Raw genomic sequence first — 23,191 nt, forward strand, 5'->3', positions numbered from 1 at the left:
GTTCTATCAGTTCTATCATCGTCCATTTATCCGTGAGTAAAAGATGCTGTTTTTGAGGAACAACCTTGATTTCAACTACTTTCTTATAACCCAAGCATTTACGCGCGATGTGTTTGTTTATTTAACCACGATTCGCTCCGATAAAGTATCCCACTCCATATCTTGTCCCACTAACTTCTCGAATACTTCAAGCGTTAGATACAATAAGCCAGATTTCATTTCTGCAGTATCCGATAAAAGGGGTACCTTACCTGTATCGATTGCTAAATTATTCAAATTAATATCAACGTGTTTACCGTCCAAATGTAGACTTACTACTTTGGTCGATTTGCTATATTGGACGTTTGCCCCGAAGAACTCTGCTAATTCACGCGCTGGAAAAACCACCTTGCCATCCTTACTTATTATGAACTCGGGATATAGGTACTTTGAACGCAAGCTTGCATTCGCCGCATCTAAATTGATACCCAGAACATTGGAACTCGCCTGCGCAATATCTGTATTATCTATGTGTCCCTTTACGAGATCAGCGATGGGACCGTATGCCCAAATCCCGACGTCTGTCGCGGTATGGCCATATCCGGACCAAGAAATCGACATCCGTTTGGCAATGACCCGATTATATCTACCTATAGCACCAAGATATTCTGAATTTTCCTTCCCATGAAGGATATATTCCGCCTCCTCATCGGTTAAGTTTGTTATGCCATTGTTTTTTCTCGCTATCTCACGAATTTCCTGATGATTTTTGAGCTTAATGAAATCTGTATAATAATACTCATGAGAGTGAGTTTGCGAGTCCCATAAGTCGGTGTTCATTTCATAGACGGAGTCCCTACCTAGTGCCAGTCCACCGGTCTCGTGATCGGCAGTCACTATGACAGACGTATTTTGATCTGTTTTGGCAAAGTCCATCGCAACCCCAATAGCGCGGTCAAACTCAAGCACCTCCTGAATCATTGTTGGGAAGTCATTTGCATGACTTGCCATATCAATCCTCCCGCCTTCTATCATTACAATGAATCCTTCTTTATCAGCAGCTAACAGTTCAAGTGTTTTTTTCGTCATTTCTTCAAGAGATGGATGTTCGTTTTGTCTATCGAGTACATACGGCATAAAGTAGTCGCTGAAAAGTCCCAGCACCTTTTGATCTGGAGTCGCTTCGAGATTTAACAAGCCCTCACGGTTCTGGACCAGCTTGTAACCTTTTTTCTCGAAATCAGAAAGGATACTACGGTCGGTCCGCTCCCCTCCCTCGTTTTTTGAAACGAATTGCCTTTTTCCACCGGAAAGCATGACATCGACTCCACTTTCCAAGAGCTGCGAAGCAATAGCATTTTCATTTGTTCGATTGCGAACGTGTGAGGCAAATGCTGCTGGAGTAGCGTGTGTTAATCTTGTTGTGCTTACTAGTCCCGTTGCCTTACCGGCTAGCTTTGCTGCTTCAATGATCGACGCTAAAGGAACAGCAACATTTTCGTTTGTAACCCCAACAGCAGCATTATATGTTTTGGTACCGCTTGCAAAAGCGGTCGCCGCAGCAGAGGAATCTGTAATGACACCGGAAACTGTTGTTCCAGAATCTGCGTCATGGCCATGGGCAGCGTAAGTTGTTGCTTGACCTACGAAGTAGTTATCCATATTCAGATGTTCAATATCGAATTGTGTCCTCAAATAGGTTCTGGCAGCAGCAACTTGACTGAGCCCCATCCCGTCGCCAATCAAGATAATCAAATTTTTCGATTTCGGCTGCTGCTCAGCTCTCGCTATGGATGGACTTGTCCAGGTACCTCCTAATAGCAATGCAGTAGTAAGCAAACTCACTACAACTTTTCTTGGGTTATACAAGCTAATTCCTCCTCTAGTCGAATCATTCCATAGTCTCCAAGAATGGATAAGGCTATTATACGGAGGTTATGCTCTAAATCCACTAACCTGATTTGCTATATTACCTAACCTAAATACCTTTTTCTTGTCGATAACACCTAGGCGACATGCCATATGCTTCTCTGAAAATTTTATAGAAATAAGTCATATTGGAGTAACCGACAGCATTTACAATTTCATCTACAGACATGTCTGTTCTTTCAAGTAAATGAATGGCTTCTGCCAATCTCTCATTTTGAACAAGCTGGTGAAATGCCATCCCGCTCGCGCTCTTTATCCGCCGTCCCAAGTAACTAGGACTATAGTTGAAATGCCGAGCTGCTTCTTCCAGTGTAATGTGCCGATAGTTCTTTTGAACATGACGAATGACTTTTAGAAATTGATTTTCTGTGTTTGAATCGGTGACGCCCCAATGAGAGCTGCGTTCATAACGTAACGATAATTCGGCTAACAAAAGAAGCAAATAGTATTGAACATTTTCTTCCGTATAATACGTTTTGTCAAAATATTCGCAGAGTGCGTTCTCAATGAACCATTTGATACGATCATCCGATGAACGAAACACAATAAACTGCTCCGATGATTGTAAATTGTAGTATGCATTTTTGAAAAAATGTGCAAGCGGGTCCTCCACGTTAAACCGACCGAAAAAATGATGATCGAACAAGGGTCTCCATAAAGCACAATTTACAATGATCGAATCCTTGGATGCCATGAGACATTGTTGCAGAACGCTTGTATCTAAAAGGCAAAGGTCCCCTTTATGAAATTCAATTCTGTTCCCGTTTAGCTCCTGTGTACAGTGGCCGGCATAAATATACATCAGTTCAATGTACGGATGGCGATGACTGACTCCACAACTTGGCTCGCTAACAAAAAAAGAAATTTTCTCATGTTTAAAAAGATGTGAAAACCCGGGCTTCTGATAATAACTTTCGATTTCCTCTTGTATTAGCAGTTCTTTCTCCGAGTATGTGTTTTGTAATTTCAAAGGGTGACCATATTTTATATTCTTCTTATTCAAGGGGGACGGCTTTCCCTTCCTCATCCCTTTTTCATAGGTTATATGTTTTTGGAGAAAATCACTTAGCTGGCTCTTTCTCATAAATCCCTTCCTCCCAGCATTAACAACGTCTTCTATCTTCAGCAACAGATTCTATAAGCTCTTGAGGTTTGCATAAGAACCTAGTGGTAGAAATTGATTCCTATTCTTCAATAAAAGGTTTTTCCCCCAAGCTTGTAGCTTTCATATTTATACTACGTTGGAGATAAAATGATTGAAATAACTCTTTCTTAAGGTCAGATAACGCAATTTAAAAGATGGTGAACATTGGATAACCGGATCGTTAAGTTTGATTATTGCTAAAAAGGGTATTATTTGAATTTATATACATTTTTGTGATAAAGTTTAATTGCATATGATAGTCAGAATATTACATCGAAGTTTATCATATTAAAATCAGAGGTGGTGTTGGAAAGATGAACTCAAAACATAGTATTATCGTCATTCATGAGATATCCAAGTTACAAACTCCTGAACAATTATGGAATCCCTATGATTGGTACCATGATATGCTTGTTAATAATCCGATATATTATGATGAGCAGCAAAACGTCTGGAACGTATTTCGCTATGATGACGTGAACATGGTGCTTAGTGACTTCAAGCTGTTCTCAAGCATACGGAAAAGAAGTGTGTCACCTATTCCCAAAACAGTCAATACACGTGTAGATATCAATTCTACCGATCCTCCAATTCAACGTGATATACGTAAGCTGGTATCCAGTGCATTTACCCCAAGAAGTCTAAAGGAGTGGGAACCGAAAATCAGGATCATTGCAAAAGAATTAATAGATAATATAAAGCAGGTGAACAAGCCCGACATGATCCGTGATCTTGCTGTTCCTCTTCCTGTCACGGTCATTTCTGATTTGTTAGGCACACCAAGACAAGATCTTCAGTATATAAAGAACTGGTCCGATATTTTGTTTTTCCCCAACTCAGAAGAAAACGTTACGGATCAAGTCGAGAGAAAATACCGTGCGAAGTGGGAGTTCAACGATTATTTGCTTCCCATTGTGAAAGAAAAACGTCAAAATCCTGAACAGGATATTATTTCTGATTTAACTCTTGCAGCGTATGAGGGGACACAACTTACAGATGAGGAAGTGGTAGCCTTCAGTTTGGGTCTGCTTGCTGCAGGCAATGAAACAACAACCAATTTACTTGGGAACATGTTTTACACTTTCGCGTATGAACAACAAGGAATTTATCAGGAGATTATCTCCAATCGCAGCCTTATCTCCAATGCCATTGAAGAAACGCTGCGTTATCGCTTCCCCATCACACTAGATCGGGTATTGACCATGGATAGCGATGTGTTGGGTATCCCTATGAAAAAAGGTGATGTCATTGTTGTATGGCTTGGAGCCGCGAATAATGATGCAGAGCAATTCCCGGAGCCAAACAAGTTTGATATACACCGAGAGAACAGTAACAAGCATCTTAGCTTTGGTAAAGGCCCTCACTTTTGTCTAGGAGCCCCTCTGGCGCGTCTTGAAGCTCAAATTGCGTTAGAGTGTTTCGTTGAAACATTTGCTGATATTGTTCCAACGGAAACCTTTAATCCGGCGCTGCATGTACACAAAGGGACACAAAATCTGCTTACTCTACCTGTAGAATTGAAAGTTTTGGATAAGATCATGATTTGATTTTCCTTCCATAAATAAAACAAATGACCGTCCTTCTTTTGAACACTGAGGGAACGGTCGTTTTGTATGATGATTTTATTGAAATTAATCAGGGCGTGTCTTGAATTTTAAGTTARTTACAGTTCTTAATAAACTTGTTTATTTAATTATCGCTCTTCAAAATCGCTTCTGTTTCTATGCGTTAATAATTGAGCCTCCATCAACAAAAAAGGTTTGACCCGTTATATGTCTGGCATCTTCACTTGCCAGAAAAGCAACGACCGGAGCGATATCTTCATAAGGGTCTCCATACCGACCGATTGCCGTGGGCTTGAACCCCAGCAGCTGCGGGTCACGCTGATCTTCAGGCAGTGCATCCAGATGTGCGCGAATCCCATCCGTGAGGGCTCCAGGATTTACGACATTCACATTGATGTTGTCTTTGCCCCATTCGCGGGCAACAACACGCGACAACGCTCGTATTCCTTCTTTAATGGCAGCATATGCGGCATACCCCTCAAGCCCATCATATCCAGCTCCTGAGCCAAAATTAATGATCTTTCCTCCACCTTGTTTTAAATACGGGTAACTTTCCTTCATCATGAGCCAAGTGGATATAAGTCCTGTTTGGTAGCTCTCATCAAGTGTGTCCAATTCATGCTCCAGAAAGGAATGTGGTGTCCGAATAGCAATTGCCAAATTGACTAGAATGTCGATGGTATGGAATTCCTTGATCGTATCTTCAACCAGTAATTTGACCTGGTTAGGCTTAGACAAATCAGCAGTCTTGGCAAGAACCGAAAACCCTGCACGTTCACAACGTGCAGCGGTTTCCTCTAATGAGGAGCCATTGATATCAGTAAGCATTAATGATGTACCCTCTTCTGCCAGGCGTAGGGCGATGTAACTGCCCAGTCCTCCTCCTGCACCCGTTACAATGGCAACCTTACCCTTTAGTTTTCCCATGATTCAATCCCTCCGCCTTTTTTTGGATGCTTGCTGGATCTTATAAGCTGCTGTTTTCAACTGGCATCATTTAGAAGTTGGCCGATAATCAATCGCACGTCCAGAATTTAGTATGCGACCGGAAACGCTTTGAGTCCCCGAATAATCATACCTGGCCTCCACTCCAGCAGTTCCAGATCTGTATTTAACCGAAGCTCCGGCAACCGTTGAAGTAAAGCGTTGATCGCAATCTCGCCTTCAAGTCTCGCAAGTGGAGCGCCAAGACAATAATGAATTCCTTTACCAAAAGCAATGTGGTCATTGACTTTGCGAGTAATGTCAAACGTATCGGGTTCTTCATATTGACTGGAATCCCGATTCGCTGAGGATAACGCGACAAGCATCATGTCTCCTTGGCGAATTTGTATTCCCTGAAATTCCACATCTTCCTCAGCCCAGCGTACATTGCTTATTTCAGCTGGTCCATTAAATCGCAGCACTTCCTCAACCGCTGCTTGAATCAGATCAGGATCATCCATAAGCAGCTGCTTTTGCTGTGGATGTTCCAGCAACGCCAGCATGCCGTTCCCAATCAGATTCACTGTGGTTTCATGCCCTGCAATGATGAGTACGAACACAAGTGCATATAACTCCTGCTCCGTTAGTTTGTCACCTTCTTCTTCTATGCTGATGAGATCGCTGATGAGGTCCTGTTGAATATGTTTCCGCCGCTCCGTGATTAGTACTTGTAAGTATTCGACAAAAGCCTTCATTACTTCATCGCTTTCCTGGTTCATCTGCGGATTACTGACACTCTCCATAATGGTGTTGGACCAAGCTCTGAATTTATCTTGATCCTCTAGCGGAACGCCTAGCATTTCACAAATAACGATAATGGGCAGCGGGAAAGCATAATCCTCAATCAAATCAAACTCTCGAGTGTTTCTTGCTTGAATCGTGTCTAGCAATTGATCGCTTATTTCCACAATTCGTCCCCGCAGCCTCTCAATCATTCGTGGAGTAAATGCCTTCTGAATCAAGCGCCGCAGTCGACGATGATCTTCAGGACCAACACTGATCAGATTTCGTGAAATAATCGCCTGATGCGGAGGAAGTGTCTCCACCTTTTCATTGTTATTGTTATCGAGAACTCCGGTTACAAAGCGGCCATCCTGCAAAATTTTGACGGCATCCTCATATCGGGTAACCATCCAGGCAGCATGCCCACTCGGCAGTAAAAGTCGATGGACAGGCTCTTCGGCACGCAGCTTTTCGTAGACTGGGAAAGGCTGCTGAATGAATGAATGTTCCATGAAATCAACTTTGGACTTGGAACGATCTTGATTTGCATTTGTAAACATCGTAACGCCTCCTAAAATGATAGTTTAAATATCATTACAATAAAAAGACTATCATATTTAGGGATTCACTTTCAAATTACTTCGTTTAATTCCAGTAATACGAAATTCAACATTTTCTTGTCTCCAAACCTGCACTTCCATTGCATAACTGGTGTACGGTTTCTAGATTCTTGTCCTTCGCCATAAAATGAAGTATTGTATAGATAAAAATTATTTGTAACGTTTGTAGAATATTAATATTAAAGGAATAAATTTATGAAACCTACAATACGAGATGTAGCACGTGAAGCTGGCGTTTCCATCGCAACTGTCTCCAGAGTCATAAATGGACAAGATAAAGTAAAAAGAGAAACTCGAGAATTGATTCAACAAACCATAGAAAAATTAAATTTCCGACCTAATCACGCAGCCAGAACTATGAATCGTATACAAACTAAAACGATTGGTCTTATTGTGCCTCACATAACAAGTGAGTTTTGGGCACAATTTGCAGAGGCCATTGAAACTTCTCTATGGGAGCAAGGTTATACCCTCATTATTGGTTTTGATAATTTTACAGACGCTAAACAGAAGGCCATATTAGAGATTTTCGAACAAAAAGAAGTTGATGGAATAATTATGGGTTATACCCCCCCATTCTTTATTGAAAATCAACTGGACAGAATTATACATTCTGGGAGACCAGTGGTGGCACTTAACAGTTCAACTCCTAAAATTCATTCCGTCTCTGTTGACCGTATCCGGGGCTTACGAAATGCAATTAATTATTTGATTCAACTAGGCCACAGAGCAATTGCTTATATCACATATCAAGAAGTGCCATCTGATTTAATGAACGTTATGTCAAGTTCAGGTATTGATACAAACGATAAATTAAATGTAAAAGTTAAGATGAGTGATAATTTCAATGAAGCAGGATATAGCGCTGCTAAACAGCTTTTAAACAACCAATATCATTTTTCTGCTGTTTTTTGTGATAATGATCTGCTGGCTATGGGGGCTATTCGAGCATTTCATGAGAGTGGACTGAATGTTCCAAACGATATCTCTGTGGTTGGTTACGATGATATCCGTGCTTCCGCTCTTTATAATCCCTCACTGACTACAGTCAAACAACCGATTGAAAAGCTCGGGCAATATCTTGCAGAAAAGATAATCAAGCTAGTACATGGTGAACTAGGAGAGCCAAACAACATAGTTCTGCCATTGGAGTTAGTTAAAAGAGAAAGTACACAAAGTCTTTAAAGAGAGTTTCACGAATTAAAAAAGACAAACGAAGGTCAATTAATGATCTTGGTTTGTCTTTTTAGGTTATTCACAAAAGACATCGATGTTTATTAAATCAGGAATTATTGCTTCTGCTTTTTGTAGAAATCAATTAGCATATTAAAAATGATTAAGTCATCACGGTAATCCTCTGGAGTTGTTTTTATGACCTGATCGTGAACAATTGCATCATAAAGTGCTTCCAATTCAATCGTATAAGGGTCTTTATAAGTATGTCGAATAACGGTTTCTTTGTACAAGTCCCCTTCTGTTTCTGACACGATTAATTTAATAGGTAGTCCTTGAATATACGGTGTGTCAAATTCTACTCTAACCGTTTTATCCTTTCCGTACACTTCCAGATGAGCATCAAACTTACCTACGTTATTCATGCCTGTCTCATAAACTACATTGAAAGATGGATAGTTGAAAATCGCATTTATAAAGAAGCCTCCACGATTAAAAGCAAAACCGGATACGGATTCTGGCATTCCCAAAGCTTCACGCATGGCAGAAACATCATGCGACCCTAAAGCGGTAAGGAAATAATATAACATAATTGCAGTCTCATCAGCGCCTTCACCAAGAACTTCTCTAATCCACTTTTCGGATTTCTCAGCTCTTTCTTTATTTAATTCTTCGGGAAAATCGTTAAATTTTTTCGGGTATGCTCCAGATTGCCTTATGAAATAATCATTCGGTCCAATAATATCCCGTACTCTTGCGTACAGAATTTGGTCTAGCCCCCCCACTTCTTTAACTGCAGCTTCAAATGCAGGAGCATATCTTCTCATATAACCGACCATAACATGGACATTATTTCTGTTTTTCGCCTCGATCACAGCTTCTGCTTCGGATAATGACAGTACCATAGGCTTTTCGACGAGAACATGCTTACCTGCGTTGGCAGCAGCTATAGCAGCATCTGCATGATATTCGTTACTGTTACAGACGAAAACAACATCAATATCTTCGTCATTAACAAGATCCTCCACATTTGTATAGAGGTTTGAAATGCCAAATTTTTCTCCGTTATATTTGAGAGAATTAGACGAAACATCACATAAAGCGGTTATTTTGAATTTTTCGGGTAATTCTTTAAGGATAGGCAAGTGTACGACTTGTGCAAGTTCTCCCGTACCAATAATTCCTACATTAAGAACTTTACTCATTAGAACTCATCCTCTCAGTATGAAAACGACAAATTTCAATTTAAAATTTAATCGTGTCATTTAATTCGGCTGAACGATAAATCGCTTCAAGTATCTGAGTAACGACTAACGCTTGTCTTGGTTCAACTACAGGATTTTTGTCCTCAAGGATTGCATCGATCCATTGAGCCATTTCACGATCAGCATCTGATTCTTCTACGGGTGAGATATACGATATACCGGCTGCATTCTGTAACTGAGTGCTAACGAGATTTCCATACATTTCGGTATTAAATATCAGTTCATTTGTACCTAAGGCTGTATTCCGGCGCATTTCGGCGCCTCCTTTTGTTCCAGACAACGTAGTCATTGCTTCTCTTTCATCTAGTGAATTCAGAGCCCAGGAACATTCTAGATAAATGGATGCACCATTTTTCATTTTGATAAAAGAGAACGCTGACTCTTCTACGTTAAAATGATCCGGATCCCACGGTCCAAAAGGATTAGCCTTATTCTCATGTCTTAATTTGTTGTGCACTACGCCGGTTACACTTTCAACCTCGTAGTTATTCATCAACCATAGAGTCAGATCAAGTGCATGCGTGCCAATATCAATAAGTGCACCGCCTCCTTGCATCTCTTTATTTAGGAATACTCCCCAAGTGGGGACACCTCTACGTCGAATTGCGTGCGCTTTAGCTACATAAATTTCTCCCAGATCGCCATTAGTACACGCTTGTTTCAAAAGTATTGAATCTTTTCTGAAACGATTCTGGTATGCAATTGTCAATTTTTTACCTGTACGCTCAGCAGCTTTTACCATTTCCTCTGCTTCTTGACTATTCATGGCCATAGGCTTTTCACACATGACATGCTTCCCTGCCTCTAAAGCCTCGACAGTCATTGAACTGTGTAATGCATTCGGTGTACAGATATGAACGACATCAATTTCAGGATCTTGCAGCATTTCTTTATAATTGGTATAAATTTTTGCATCATTTCCTACCAAATCAGCAGCTTTTTTTGCTTTTTCTTCATTTCTACTAGCAAAACCTTTGACATTTACCTTATCAGACAGTTTGAGCAATGCTGGCAGATGCTTTTCTATAGCAATTGCACCACAGCCAATAATACCTACATTTAATTTATTCATACTCAACACCCAATAAATCGGATAAGGCGCTAAAGCTTATCTCAACACTTTTTATCTCATCAATCGATATAACATCTTGCTCAACAATGATATATTTAGTGGCTGTGTGCTCTTTTGCAAATTTGATAATTTCCTTGATATCCAGCTTTCCTTGTCCTATTTCTACAAAATTATCAGAATTAAACAATGGAATGAAATCATGTATAGTTATCTCTTTTTCCTTGTCTAGTGTGTCGAGTATATTTATTGTGCTAACGGGATGAGGCAAATCTTTGATATGAATTAATTCACATCGAGTTCCAAGTTGTTTTAGCAACTGCTCGACATTCGCCCCTCCCCTAATAGCCCAATAGATATCTAATTCAAATTTCAAATAATCAGGATTTGTATTTTCTAATAGGATCTCAAATAACGTTTTCCCATCAAACTTTTGAAATTCTTGAAAATGATTATGATAATACAGCTGGATCCCGTGTGTCCGAAGTCTCTTTCCATATTCATTTAATCGCTTACTGAAATCGATTGCGTCATTAGCTCCTTGAAAAAACCTCATAGGAATAATTGCTCTATTACACCCCAACTCTTTGTGATAGGAAATTATTTCATTGAGTTCTTGCTCATTTAATTCTGCTGGAATATGTGTTCCAAGTACTTGTATGCCTGCAGTTTCAGTCATTCGTTTTAAATCACTGGCAGACAGAGATTTGATATTAAAAGCGCTATCACTTTGAAAATCAACTGGGATTTCAATGTGCTTATACCCAATCGTTGATAAATCCTGCAATGTTTTAACACGATCTTCATTGAATTTATTTCGAACAGAAAACATTTGTAAACCAATTTGAATAGACAATAAAGTGACCTCCCTTTTCAATCTAACCGGTTACATTTTTGAATGTAACCGGTTAGATTTTTTATAACATGTCTCTATAACATTGTCAATTGCTGCCCATTATCCCCTTTAATTTTCACTGGAAGACTGTAGATTAATCATGGAACCCAAACTCCACGGGAGTCTGGGCTGCCAACCCGTCCTAATTCAGATGTTTTTGTAGTACTTGAAGGACGGCTTCATAACCTTCGACGTTCAGATGAAGACCATCGGTCGTATACTCCAGCTTCAGATTACCATGCTCGTCTTTTAGCGCTGGGTGAAGATCGACGTAATCGATTGCAAGCCGCGTGGTCATCTCCTGAATCCTCTCATTTAATTCAAGAATCAAAGCGTTGGTTCGGCTGCCCAAGAGATACTGGATTACACGCGGGTCATCCGAAGGATTAATCGGGTACACCGATTGCACGATCAGCCGGACGTTTGGCTGTGAGGCTATGATGGCCTGGCAAATTTGCTCGATCCTGCCGGAAATCCCACTCACGTCGGAACTGAATGCAAGATCATTAGTACCTATGAGCATAACTACAATCGACGGCTCCAGTTCATAGACTGTTTGCGGCAATTTCTGCAGCAATTCGTAGGTTGTATCTCCCCCTACTCCCCGGTTGTACACAGGTATTTCTCCGTGATACATTTCGTAAATCGGGAATCCCTCGGTGATTGAATCTCCGATGAACGCGATTCCTTTCTTCTTCGCGATCGGATTCAGTCTTCGAAACGAATCAAGCCGGTTCTTCTTAGCTGCACTTACAAATTGATTGCCGAATTCGGTTATAATCAATTGAATCATCTCAGGCGATAATTGGTCCATCGATATCATCCTTTCCTTATAGAGTCAGACCGCCGTCGAAAGCAACGAGGGATGTTGTCATGTAACGGGAGTTGGTAGAGGCAAGGAATTCGACCATCTCCCCGAGTTCAGAAGGTCTTGCAAAGCCGTCCCATCTGCTTGTTCGGGAACACCCTTGAAAAATAGACCTACACCTGCATCATATAAGCAGCCTACGAGTTCACTGAAATACGATTGCATTTCTCCAGATCGTCCCAAATACGAGTGTTTTGCTTTCTCAACGAGAAGAAGGAAAATAAAACGGAAAACGGCACTAAAATTACGCTATTCGTCCGATCCTTCCCCTAATAGGATTTCAACGGGACCAATCAAGCCGCAATCTAGCGGTTCCCGGTTAGGATCGAAAAAGCTTAGCGCATTGTTCAGGGTCGTCGCTACTTCGACCTCCAACTCGTTGTTTTCTCCATAGCGTAAGTATTCCCCAATTGGAATATGACGCCCGATCTGATCGACACCGTGGAGCTCTTGGCCGTTAACGAAGACCCTGAACGTATCGGACACCTCGCCCATCTCTAAAATAACGGCAGCAAAAGTACCTTTCCGCTCTTCAATGCGGAAGCTTGTCCGATATCGTCCAATTCCGGATACTTGCCGGAGCGCCGGAATGTGAATCCAGGAGCGCAGCTCGTCAAGTTCAAGCTCGATCCGTTCAATCTTCGTTTCCGTTGGATGAGCGCCTGCAGTCCAACTGTCCACGACGAGAGACCAGCGATCTGGTATGATCCGCGTACCTTTCGCAATCATATCGCGATATTCCTCGCGCTGAAGCGCTTCTGTCCATTCATCGGCAACCGCGATCAAAGCAGTTCCGTTCGGAGCGAGTCGCAGCTTCGCCGTCGTTTGACCGGAGCCTGTATGAACAGCGGCCATCGGGCATATTGTTCCATCCCAAGCGTTCAGCTTGAAAGGGTTCCCTGTCCCTGTGAACTGCACTTCTCCCTCGAAAGCCTGCACTTGACTTGGATTGTAGATGAAGTAATAGGAAATACCGTTTTCGTACCGACGGGCATTCAACAGTGGCGACTCGCACTGGACTTGAACGGCAGGAATGACGGAAAGCTCGCCCAGTGCCGCGACCGCATCTTCTTGATTCTTAACCACTCTTACCGTCGGCAGGTTTAACAGATGCTCGATTCGATCGCACAGCTCGATGTCTTTGGCTCTCATCTTGTCCTTACTGCCAAAGAACGAAGCAACATGATTCGGAGCTTCTCCGACGACCACGACAGGTAGTCCGCTCTCCGCGAAGGCGATCAGTTGATTGGCTGTTTCAATCGGGAGATCGGACGCCCTCCAGTCTCCGGTCAACGACTTCTTGCGCATATCTACGACGATAGCACGATATGCCGGCCCGTCCGCTACCAGTACGGATTTCCCCTCTAATATACCGGTTTGGGCATTTGCTAAATCCAACAAACAAGGACTTACAAAGTCATACGTGAAACCGGCTTGTTCATACGGGGTCAATTCCGTTCCCATTGCGCCATGAATCCCATCAATATGATAACGATAAATCGCCAGATCCACCTTCGGCTTACCAATTTGAAGCAGATATTGAGTGCGCGCGATATAGTCTGTGAGAGCTCTTGCATTAAGGGAATTTGGTTGGCGTCCTCCCCATTCGTTTGAGAACCTCGACCCCATGAGCGACAAGCCCGGCCATTTGAACATCGCTTCGAAATGTTCCGAAGCAGATGAAGTATCGTAGGACATACCGTGAAGAACCGCCTGGTTGACGCCAGCCGCAAAGCCTCGATGCAATTGCCAGAGAAGGCCGAAGTCCTGTCCGGTCCACGTCTGCTTGTAGCCATAACCCATAACAGCGCCTACCTCAATCGAATAGATCTCGCGATCATACAGATGAACGGCACCCGATTGGATTCGGTAACCGTCGGTCGAATCATGGAAACCGAGTGATTCCGTCTCCGGGATGTCAACTTCGGCAAGGCCCGAGGAGAGCTCGGTAGGCATGCCGTAAGTTTGATAACGAAGCTTCATATGATGTCCGTTTGCCCACCTTCTTATTGTCCGAAGGTGATTGTCCCGGAACATATCTGTCAAGGTTTGAAAGAAGTCGTTCCTAATGCGTAGGTTTGCCGAGCGGTCAGTGAAATCGTAATCTGAGTCTCCGTCCGTCCGATTGCCCGCACCTAGCTGATACAAACCTTTGACGAATATCGAAGGCAGATAAGGAGTCAAATCATAGCCTCGACGCATACGGAACTCCTCTAATACGGCGGGAGACCAGATCGCGACGGGCATCGGCGTCGCACCGTACATCCCGCCTAGCATAGTAGCGTTCAATTCAATGGAATCACAGAACAAGCTTCCGGCGTTCTTCTCATATAAGGCAAGTATCTCAGGATCCGCAAACAGGCGTTTGTCCCAGAAGCCCGTAACTGCATCGGCTGCAGCTTTCGAGAAGTGGTCGATCGCGGGAGCACCGATCGAGTCGTTCATCTGTCCGTTCGTTTGGCTCCAAAAGCCGAACAAGTACCATTCTCCGTCAAGAGGAGCTGTCCATTCTATCCGTCCGTCGTCAACTCTGAAGGTGAGATCGGCTGCCGTTTCCAATTCTAGCGTGACGACTTCGCCTATGGACTCCCCGCTGTATCTCCGAGCAGCCGTCACAGCCACAAGCTTATAAGGACGTGACGGATCGACCGTATCGGGGACAGGAATTGCTCCGTTGTACGTCCCTGCAACTACCGTTGTCCCAATATGCAACCCATGTGTGCAGCGATCGTCATTCTTGTCCATGACGGCGGGCGTTGCGATCGGCCACAGCGGTCCTACAGTGAAATCCAACTGAAAGTTAAGTGGAATGGCGGCTTCGAGTGCAGCTTTCATCCGGTTGTTCCACTCATCACCWCCGAAAACAAAGCGGCCATAATCCGCTGGATTTATATCCGCCGAAGGGATCGGGAAGAAATGGCTGATTTCTGCACCGCCGTAGCCAGCTTCCGCCATCCATTCAATTTCCCGTTTGATCTCGTCTCTGTCCATGAACGCGCCGGGAAGCCACCACCTCATTTTCGGGCGATAGCGCTTGGAGGGAGTTTGGAATTCCGCTGGATTCCATGTATTCATTTGAAACACTCCTTAGCTGAGAATGATGGGGGAACTTATCTTTTTCCAAACTAGTTATCTAGTTATATATTCATTATAAGAACTTTGATTTAGAGAGACTGTAACGGAAATCAAACATTGTATAACGCGATCTTAACCTGTGTTAAAGATTAGAGTTGAGAGAAAGTAAGTCAAGGAATTCGCTTTTGCTTCATGAAAAGGGTACAATTTACTTCAAGTTAACTTTAACTATTGAAGGAGCATTCTGACATGTACAGTATTAGTGAAATTGAGAAGATCACAGGTTTACGTCCCTCCACTCTACGTTATTATGAACAAGAAGGCATCTTACCACATGTTGAACGGAATGCTTCAGGTAGAAGAGAATATTCAGAGGAGGTTTTAGAGTGGCTTGAACTGGTTATCGCTTTAAAAGATACGGGAATGTCTATTGAAGACATTAAGGCTTATACAGAGCTGATTCGCCAAGGTGATCCTTCCCTGGATGCCAGAAAACAATTTTTGCTAATGCATAAAACTAAAGTGGAACGTACTGTGGCTCAGACTCAGTTCCATCTGGAAAAGATTATTCGGAAGATAGCGATTTACGATGTTTTAATGCATAAGAAAATGAAATAGCTATGAATATTTATTTTTCAAAATGAGTATTGACTTCAAGTTAACTTTAAGAGGTAGAGTAAAGTTATTACCTTGAAGGAGTGATTACATTGTCAGAATCAAAAGTTTGGCTTATCACTGGATGTTCAACAGGATTTGGACGACACATTGCGCAGAAAGCAATTGAAGCAGGTTATAAGGTTGTCGTGACCGCACGTAATGTTCAGCAGGTAACAGATCTTACTGCCGGGCATGAGGATCAGGTAATTGCTCTCCCACTGGACGTGACTAGTCCAGAACAGATCCGTAATGTGGTTGACCGCACGGTTGAGAAGTTTAACCGTATAGATGTGCTTGTGAATAATGCAGGTATCGGATATTTCAGCTCCGTTGAGGAAAGCGTTGAGGAAGAAACCCGTAAGATGTTCGAGGTTAACTTCTGGGGACTCATGCATGTAACCAATGCTGTTCTTCCACATATGAGATCACAAAAAAGTGGTCACATTATAAACTTCTCATCCATTGGCGGTCTGACTTCATTCCCGACCCTCGGCTATTATCATGCTACAAAATACGCTGTTGAGGGCATATCTGAGAGTCTATCCCAAGAAGTGGCCCCTTTTAATATTCATGTGACTTTAATAGAGCCAAGCAGTTTCCGCACAGATTGGGGCGGCCGCTCTTCTGTCAAAACAGAGACAAGCATCCCTGAGCTTAAAGAATCCATCGTCGGACAGATGTTGCAAGGGATTGAACTCGGTGTGGGTCAAGAAGCTGGAGATCCTGCAAAGGCTGCCGAAGCAGTTATTAAAGTTGTGGAAACAACGGAACCGCCTCTTCGTTTGTTGCTGGGACAACAAGCCTACGATGCAGCGACCTATAAATTTAAAAGCCTGCTTGCCAGCATAGAACAATGGAAAGAAACAACGATAAACGCAGATTACAAATAAATATAAGGTTGAATTCAAAAGCCCACAGAGCTTCACGTTTTATGTGAAATCCTTGTGGGTTTTTATTTTTTCTTAATTATCCATAATAAGATTAGACTTAATCAGTTTTTAAGAAGTAATACGATAAATAAATAAAAAAGCCGCTATAAGCGACTTTTCTATACTGACCTGATTAATTTATACGGTTATTTTAATTTGTTTTCTTCGGAAATAGCATCTATTAATATTTTCTTGGCTTTAGCGCCATGTTCCGAGTAATCAAACATTGACATACTCCCCCACCCACTGTAATCCGGAGCCCAATAACGGATACCTATAAGGCCATGTGTTTTACCCCACTGAACCACATCATGATAAATTGCAGCTTGTCCTTCTTCATTATGCGGATACCCCTTGACCGTTTTTGACCATCCCGCATATGCGCCCTGCACTTCACCTGAAGGATAAGAAAACTCTGCGATAAATACAGGTATACCCACCTCTTTGTTAATCGCAGTAACTATTTTTTTATACATAACCATTTTGTCGATGTATACTCCTGGCGCGCTGGGATAAAAACTAATTCCAGCAGTATCAATAGGGAATCCATTTTCCTTTAATGTCTTGAAATATGTGACTGCTGTTTTCACTGTTGTAACTACCGTGGCGATGTGAGTAGAAAACTTAACATTGCTTGAATCAAGTTCTAAACTAGTGTAGGCCTCTTTAATCCCTTTAGCTACCGCAGTCATCTGCACTGCATTGTATTTCCATATATTATTTTTCAACCAATTGGTTCCCATCACAGAATAGACATGTCTCATGAAGCCCGGAACTTTTTCCAACTTTTCGTTTACTGCGGTTTTCAACCCAATGCTCACCCCTGCAAAACCATAGTTTGCTTCGTTACCTATGTTCCAGTTCTCTACTTTGACGCCTGTTTTCAGAATTTCGGTTGCCACAAATTTGCCGTATGCTTCCAAGACAACGTTCATCTCATCCAAAGTTAATTCTTCCCAGGGTTTTCCGTTTTGCAGCGCATATATCTCGGGATATTCTTCGAAATTAGGTGCTTGTTGCCGATCCATATCCATGTATGTGTAAGCCAGCATAATCTCAGGGTTCAACGGTATATTTAATTTGGCTGCCATGCGAGCCAACTCTAATCCCTGCTCCAAGGTATGGAAATTTGCATTTGAGTCTTCCTCACCATTAACGATATTATCTGCAGTAGGATATCGTTTAGTAGCAATTCTTGCGTACATTTCCGTAGCGCCTGATGAAATATACAACTTTTCTAATTCCTCACGGTTTTTCGCAGTAACGTCTCCTGCTGTATAGGTATTCCCCGTCTTAAATTCATTTCCCGAAAAAGGGCTTACCGAAAGCGCTACACGGAACTTTTCTGTGGTGGCAGCAGGTACATAATCTTTATCTTCCACATATACGGATAAATTTCTTACGATAATCCCTGCTATAATTAAAATAATGATAAGCAAAGAGATCATGATCTTTGTTCTTGTTTTCATGCGATTTAATACATCATTTATTTTCTTCATTATTAAAGAAGTCTCCCTTTATAGCTAAGCTAGGTAGTATTTTAATTAAAGTAATTGTTTAATATGTGCTTCGTAAACAAAAAGAATGACAGTTGTCAGCATAACCTGAGTTAAAGAGACGAGGGTCATCCATATTCACATATTTTAATTCTTCCCCTTTCACTTTTCTGAAATTCTTGAGCTACAAACTGAGCAACCTGTACCCCCATGATAACGAAAAAGAACGAAAAAAAAATCGTACGAAAGGGCAAGCCCTTTATGTACGATGGGGCAACGAGTGAGAGGTCATAATAATACTGTTTTCAAAAGGGGAAGTTTACAAGCCAATGTAAGAATTCAACATCTCCATAACGCGAAATTCTCTCTCCTCCTACGTGTTGTCACTCTCATACCCAATGTTCTCGAAAATACTTTGCCAAACAACACATGAGTCAGGATTTCCAGCCATATGAAGCTGCGATGTAATAATCTTCACCCACACGAACAATTAAGACAAAGGGCATTGTAGTTATCCTACAACACCCTTTTGTTTTAATGAAAAGCACCTTGTTTTTTCGGTTCATTTAATGTTTTCAGAAGCAGTTTAAACAGCATTTCTGTTTCCTCAGGGGTATTTGCCAACAATTCGCTTATGGAGAAATCATATGCATATTTTATCATTGGATGGTCCAGCATACCGGGTGCATGTTCTTCAATCATCTGAACGGCTATCGGCTCTTCTATTATTTCCTTAAGAGTGGAGTCCAGTGTAAACCTGTCTATTTTGAGATTGGTTTGTGTACGATATCTAAAGGAGTAATCTCCAGAACCGACTTCAATCGAATCTTTTTGCTCAGGCAGTTTGATGATGGCAGTGGTATTGGCCGGGATTGTTACATTGACAATAATTTCTCCGTTCTCGCAAGACCATGAGCTTTTGATTTCTCCGTACACCGAATTATAAATACCTTCAACTGCACTTATCCCCTTTATGAACTGAGGTTGGATCAAGATTTTTTTAAAACCGGGTYCAATTTGATTAATACCAGCCAACTTTCTGTACATCCATTCCCCAATAGATCCATATGCATAATGATTTAAGGAGTTCATGCCTGATGTATCAAAATCGCCATTAGGGAGAATGGAGTTCCACCGTTCCCAGATGGTTGTAGCTCCCTTCTTAACGGCATACAACCAGGACGGAAAATCTTCTTTCAGGAACAAGGTACCGGCAAGCTCATGCAATTGATTGTCAGATAATACATGACACAGATATGGAGTACCCACAAAACCAGTTGTAAGGTGATTCTTATGTTGGGCAATATTTGTCTCCAGTGTCTTGCGGACTCTCTCCCGGTGCTTGTCATCCACCAGATTGAAGTGAAGAGCTAATACACAAGCCGTTTGAGTTTCACTGACTAGCCTGCCAGTTGCTGAAATATACTCTTCCTTGAACGCTGATATGACTTGGCTATGAAGAGTTTCGTATTTGGACGCATCCTCAGATTTATTTAACACTCTTGCAGTCTTGGCGAGCAGCTCTGTGGAATAGGCATAATAAGCGTTAGCCACCAGATAAACGTCCGTAGCTCCAGTTCGCTCATTACTAATCTCTTCTTTATCAAGTCCGAGCCAATCTCCGTATTGAAACCCTGTCTGCCACAGCCCATTAACACCGCAGCGTTCCATGATGTAATCAACCCAGCCCTTCATACTGTCGTACTGTTGCTCGAGTAGCCTAAGGTCGCCATACATCTGATACATGACCCAGGGAACAATAACAGCAGCATCGCCCCAAGCAGCAGCCCCTTCCTGATTCCCAAGGATATTAGGGACTATATGCGGGACGCCATATTCTTCAGTTTGTTCTGAGGCAAGATCACGCAGCCATTTTGTAAAGAAGGACGCAACGTTCATATTAAATGCAGACGTACCGGCAAACACTTGAGCATCTCCTGTCCATCCAAGACGTTCATCTCTTTGAGGACAGTCCGTCGGAATGTCAAGGAAATTGCCGCGCTGACTCCACTGGATGTTACTGAATAACTGGTTAACCATTTCATTTGACGTTGTCAGATTGCCTGTTTCCTCCAGATGTGAATGCAGTACGCAAGCTGTAAAAAATTCCGGCTGTACTACCTCTAACCCTTCTACCGCGATGTAACGAAATCCATGGAACGTGAAGTGAGGCCGGAAAATTTGTTCTTTACCGTTACAAACAAATCGATCAATAGATTCAGCTTGCCGCAAAGTTTCAGTGTAAAAGTTACCTTCTTTATCAAGCACCTCGGCATGTCGGATGGTAATGACCTGGCCCTCACGCCCGGTAATCTGAAGTTCTACAAATCCGGTGACAATTTGTCCGAAATCAATAACCTGCTCTCCTTTTGGTGTCGTAATGAACTCCACCGCGGGAAGCTTCCTGGTAATTCTGACCGGTTCACTTTCCTGGGCGACAAGACGCTCTTTGTTATAGGAGAAAGGGAGCACATCATATAACGTATCGTCTATAAAACAAGAATCGTAGGTCTCCCCCATATAGATTTCACTGGAACGAATCATTCCCTTAGTCACCTTCCAGCTTTCATCCGTTACAATCCTTTCTTTAGATCCGTCTGTATAGACAATGTGAAGTTCTGCGATAGCCGCCACTCTGTCACCGTAATGATTCGGAGTACAGGTAAAACCGAATATCCCTTTATACCAGCCATTTCCAACGGTAATCTCGATTTTATTTTGCTGCTCCAGCAATCCGTCTAAATTATAAGTCTGATATTGCAACCGCTCATTGTAATTTGTCCAACCAGGAGCAAAATAGTGATCTCCTACTCTTCTCCCATTAATGGAAATCTCATAAACACCTAAGGAGGATGCATAAACACGTGCTGACTGTATATCCTTTTCAATGGTGAACGTCTTTTGGAAAACGGGAGGTGCAGTTTCATCATCCGGGAAGGGATGCGTGATCCAGTCTGCTGTAATATTACTTCCCTTGAGAAGACCTGTTTCAAAATGTCCTTCAATGCTTGCCTGGTTGCCTTGGTTATCCCAAACGGTGACATGAACCTGGTACAAAGTAGAGGCTTGAAGCGAAGGTCCCGCATACTCTAACAGAATTGAAGTGTCCGATTCCACCTTACCAGAGTCCCAAATTCTCTGAGTATCCTTTGTTACTGCAATCTGATATGCAGTCTGCATAACTCCCTGCTCTGAAGAAACTAATTGCCACGATACCCGCGGGTTTGTTGTATCCAAGCCCAGGGGATTTTCCATGTATTCAATGCGAAGATTTTTTAACTTCATATTGATCCACCTTTCCATAATTCAAAAATTTTATGATATCGCTTACTAATTTTATTTTTCAATAATAAATGCTTCAAATAAGCGATGATACCGTTCCTCACTAACCATTTTTACGTTCTTCCAATTCTTTAACAATTTGAGGATACTTATCATCCAAATCGTACTTACGCAAGCAAAGATAAGTAAGAACAAAGATCACCAAAGGAAGATATACCGTCAGAACAAGGATGCTGGTCATCGCAGAATCGGTTTGTGTTGCTAATGCCCCGTCATAGTTACCCATTGCCAAAATCCAGCCGATCATTGCAGCTGCGAGACCCATACCAATTTTAACGCCAAAACTATTTGCACTGTTGACCATCCCGACTAACCGTTTGCCTGTCTTCCATTCACCGTATTCCACCGTATTGTTCACCAGCACCCCACCCACAGCCATCATTGGAATTGTTGCTAGTGTGGCGATACCACCAAGGACTAAAGCCGCAATAAAGCTATATGGCATAAAGCAACGAATAAGTGATGCAACGATGCCGACAATCATACCAATTCGCGCTGTTCTTGCAAGCCCGAATTTTTTAATCATCGGCCCTACTATAGCGAAACCTAAAAATACCGGAATCAATCCAATGGCCCCCATGATTCCTATCAAATCTTCATTTCCGAGAATGTACTTTGTGTAATAGATTCCTGTCGAGCCGTTAAGCGTATACATCATGTTGATCAGCAATTGTGCAAACAGCATAATGACCCAATATTTATTTTTGAACAGAATCTTGATGCTTTCCCAAAAAGGGACGTTATCGGTCTCGACTACTTTTACATTTTCATTGTTTTCTTTGGAAGCTAGAAATGTCAGTACCAATGCAATAAAAGATACAACCCCTAGCACAACGGCAACCATAATCCATGCGGATTGATCTCCACCAAACATGTTGGTCACCGGAATTAATGCGATAGAAATGATCATACCAATAAAATAGCCAAAGACGGTTCGAGTAAGGCCCATTTTTCCACGTTCTTCTACACTTCTCGTCCGGATTGCCATCAAGCTTCCATAAGGTATTGCAATTCCCGTATAAACAACGGCTGAGGCAAAGGCTACCGTAACTAGAGCATAGATGCCCTTTACAGTTGTTGATGCTTCAGCTGGTACTGTGAACAGTAATATGATGGAGGCCATTGCTGGCAGAGCCATCCATAGAATCCACGGTCTAGCCTTTCCGTATTTGGACTTTGTTGCATCGACAACTCTACCCATCACCAAGTCAGCTATGGCATTAATAAATTTGGTGATGAGCATAATGGTCCCCACCGTTGCGGCCGCAATGCCTACTTTATCTGTATAAAAATAAGTTAACATTCCGATCAGCCCGTTGATGGAGTTTAAGGCAATTTGCGCTGCCCCATCTCCTAAGTAATGATGAGGTTTCATTGTTTTCYGAATACCTTGGGCATCAAGACCTAAAGCCTTAGACTTTTTGTTTGTTTCTACAATTGGTGGACTAGAGATATTCTGCTCAGCTCTCATTGTAGTT

Annotated in this window: 16 protein-coding genes; 4 read left to right on the forward strand and 12 right to left on the reverse strand. The window is 42.2% G+C overall.

The genetic code is table 11. The annotated features are described in order from the left end of the window. Positions 1–117: 117 nt before the first annotated feature. Together AB4Z30_RS25035 and AB4Z30_RS25040 are read right to left on the reverse strand one after the other, a co-directional pair. The gene (locus AB4Z30_RS25035; RefSeq protein ID WP_441930144.1) at positions 118–1,848 is read right to left on the reverse strand and encodes an alkaline phosphatase; all 1,731 of its coding nucleotides are present in this window, start codon (positions 1,846–1,848) and stop codon (positions 118–120) included. Positions 1,849–1,957: 109 nt separating this feature from the next. Continuing rightward, on the reverse strand, positions 1,958–2,992 hold the full coding sequence (locus AB4Z30_RS25040; protein WP_441930145.1) for an AraC family transcriptional regulator: 1,035 nt from the start codon (positions 2,990–2,992) through the stop codon (positions 1,958–1,960). 374 nt (positions 2,993–3,366) lie between these two features. Between AB4Z30_RS25040 and AB4Z30_RS25045 the strand changes: the two genes are divergently transcribed. After that, positions 3,367–4,599, forward strand: a complete 1,233-nt coding sequence (locus AB4Z30_RS25045) for a cytochrome P450 (protein ID WP_441930146.1) — start codon at positions 3,367–3,369, stop codon at positions 4,597–4,599. Positions 4,600–4,773: 174 nt separating this feature from the next. On the opposite strand, the gene AB4Z30_RS25050 is transcribed toward AB4Z30_RS25045, so the two are convergent. Both AB4Z30_RS25050 and AB4Z30_RS25055 read right to left on the reverse strand, forming a co-directional pair. Beyond that, positions 4,774–5,544, reverse strand: a complete 771-nt coding sequence (locus AB4Z30_RS25050) for an SDR family NAD(P)-dependent oxidoreductase (protein ID WP_441930147.1) — start codon at positions 5,542–5,544, stop codon at positions 4,774–4,776. Positions 5,545–5,651: 107 nt separating this feature from the next. After that, positions 5,652–6,884, reverse strand: coding sequence for a cytochrome P450 family protein (locus AB4Z30_RS25055; RefSeq protein ID WP_441930148.1), 1,233 nt, complete (start codon positions 6,882–6,884; stop codon positions 5,652–5,654). A gap of 255 nt (positions 6,885–7,139) precedes the next feature. Here AB4Z30_RS25055 and AB4Z30_RS25060 point away from each other — a divergent pair, with 255 nt between their 5' ends. Then, positions 7,140–8,129 (forward strand): LacI family DNA-binding transcriptional regulator, encoded by a 990-nt coding sequence (locus tag AB4Z30_RS25060; RefSeq protein ID WP_441930149.1) that lies wholly within the window; start codon positions 7,140–7,142, stop codon positions 8,127–8,129. Between the two features lie 104 nt (positions 8,130–8,233). Here the strand turns inward: AB4Z30_RS25060 and AB4Z30_RS25065 are convergent, their stop codons facing one another. The 5 genes from AB4Z30_RS25065 to AB4Z30_RS25085 form a co-directional block, all read right to left on the reverse strand. Then, entirely contained in the window at positions 8,234–9,322 is a 1,089-nt protein-coding gene (locus AB4Z30_RS25065; protein WP_441930150.1) for a Gfo/Idh/MocA family protein, read from the reverse strand. Between the two features lie 40 nt (positions 9,323–9,362). Then, a complete protein-coding gene (locus AB4Z30_RS25070; protein ID WP_441930151.1) occupies positions 9,363–10,454 on the reverse strand; it encodes a Gfo/Idh/MocA family protein in 1,092 nt (363 codons plus the stop codon). Continuing rightward, positions 10,447–11,307 carry a sugar phosphate isomerase/epimerase family protein gene (locus AB4Z30_RS25075; protein WP_441930153.1) on the reverse strand — a complete coding sequence of 287 codons (861 nt, stop codon included), beginning with the start codon at positions 11,305–11,307 and terminating at the stop codon, positions 10,447–10,449. The genes AB4Z30_RS25070 and AB4Z30_RS25075 overlap by 8 nt, the downstream gene beginning before the upstream one ends. A gap of 181 nt (positions 11,308–11,488) precedes the next feature. After that, positions 11,489–12,160 (reverse strand): GDSL-type esterase/lipase family protein, encoded by a 672-nt coding sequence (locus AB4Z30_RS25080; RefSeq protein ID WP_441930155.1) that lies wholly within the window; start codon positions 12,158–12,160, stop codon positions 11,489–11,491. 303 nt (positions 12,161–12,463) lie between these two features. After that, positions 12,464–15,205 carry a glycosyl hydrolase gene (locus tag AB4Z30_RS25085; RefSeq protein WP_441930156.1) on the reverse strand — a complete coding sequence of 914 codons (2,742 nt, stop codon included), beginning with the start codon at positions 15,203–15,205 and terminating at the stop codon, positions 12,464–12,466. A 333-nt stretch (positions 15,206–15,538) separates the two neighbouring features. On the opposite strand from AB4Z30_RS25085, the gene AB4Z30_RS25090 reads away from it, so the two are divergent. Together AB4Z30_RS25090 and AB4Z30_RS25095 are read left to right on the forward strand one after the other, a co-directional pair. Beyond that, complete coding sequence (locus tag AB4Z30_RS25090) at positions 15,539–15,907, forward strand: MerR family transcriptional regulator (RefSeq protein WP_441930157.1); 369 nt, start codon at positions 15,539–15,541, stop codon at positions 15,905–15,907. Positions 15,908–15,987: 80 nt separating this feature from the next. Next, complete coding sequence (locus AB4Z30_RS25095) at positions 15,988–16,836, forward strand: oxidoreductase (RefSeq protein WP_441930158.1); 849 nt, start codon at positions 15,988–15,990, stop codon at positions 16,834–16,836. A 185-nt stretch (positions 16,837–17,021) separates the two neighbouring features. On the opposite strand, the gene AB4Z30_RS25100 is transcribed toward AB4Z30_RS25095, so the two are convergent. The 3 genes from AB4Z30_RS25100 to AB4Z30_RS25110 form a co-directional block, all read right to left on the reverse strand. Further along, a complete protein-coding gene (locus AB4Z30_RS25100) occupies positions 17,022–18,374 on the reverse strand; it encodes a glycosyl hydrolase 53 family protein (RefSeq protein ID WP_441930159.1) in 1,353 nt (450 codons plus the stop codon). Between the two features lie 531 nt (positions 18,375–18,905). Next, a complete protein-coding gene (locus AB4Z30_RS25105; RefSeq protein WP_441930160.1) occupies positions 18,906–21,656 on the reverse strand; it encodes a glycoside hydrolase family 78 protein in 2,751 nt (916 codons plus the stop codon). Positions 21,657–21,756: 100 nt separating this feature from the next. After that, positions 21,757–23,184: an MFS transporter gene (locus AB4Z30_RS25110; protein WP_441930161.1), complete on the reverse strand. Its 1,428-nt coding sequence runs from the start codon at positions 23,182–23,184 to the stop codon at positions 21,757–21,759. Between the last annotated feature and the right edge of the window lie 7 nt (positions 23,185–23,191).

Origin of the sequence: Paenibacillus sp. 2TAF8, from assembly GCF_052114825.1 — a bacterium.
Lineage (GTDB): Bacteria > Bacillota > Bacilli > Paenibacillales > Paenibacillaceae > Paenibacillus.

Coding starts and splice junctions, on each gene's coding strand:
- AB4Z30_RS25040 (WP_441930145.1), bottom strand. CDS start 2,992: ATGAGAAAGAGCCAGCTAAGTGATTTTCTCCAAAAACATATAACCTAT.
- AB4Z30_RS25045 (WP_441930146.1), top strand. CDS start 3,367: ATGAACTCAAAACATAGTATTATCGTCATTCATGAGATATCCAAGTTA.
- AB4Z30_RS25050 (WP_441930147.1), bottom strand. CDS start 5,544: ATGGGAAAACTAAAGGGTAAGGTTGCCATTGTAACGGGTGCAGGAGGA.
- AB4Z30_RS25055 (WP_441930148.1), bottom strand. CDS start 6,884: ATGTTTACAAATGCAAATCAAGATCGTTCCAAGTCCAAAGTTGATTTC.
- AB4Z30_RS25060 (WP_441930149.1), top strand. CDS start 7,140: ATGAAACCTACAATACGAGATGTAGCACGTGAAGCTGGCGTTTCCATC.
- AB4Z30_RS25065 (WP_441930150.1), bottom strand. CDS start 9,322: ATGAGTAAAGTTCTTAATGTAGGAATTATTGGTACGGGAGAACTTGCA.
- AB4Z30_RS25070 (WP_441930151.1), bottom strand. CDS start 10,454: ATGAATAAATTAAATGTAGGTATTATTGGCTGTGGTGCAATTGCTATA.
- AB4Z30_RS25080 (WP_441930155.1), bottom strand. CDS start 12,160: ATGGACCAATTATCGCCTGAGATGATTCAATTGATTATAACCGAATTC.
- AB4Z30_RS25090 (WP_441930157.1), top strand. CDS start 15,539: ATGTACAGTATTAGTGAAATTGAGAAGATCACAGGTTTACGTCCCTCC.
- AB4Z30_RS25100 (WP_441930159.1), bottom strand. CDS start 18,374: ATGAAGAAAATAAATGATGTATTAAATCGCATGAAAACAAGAACAAAG.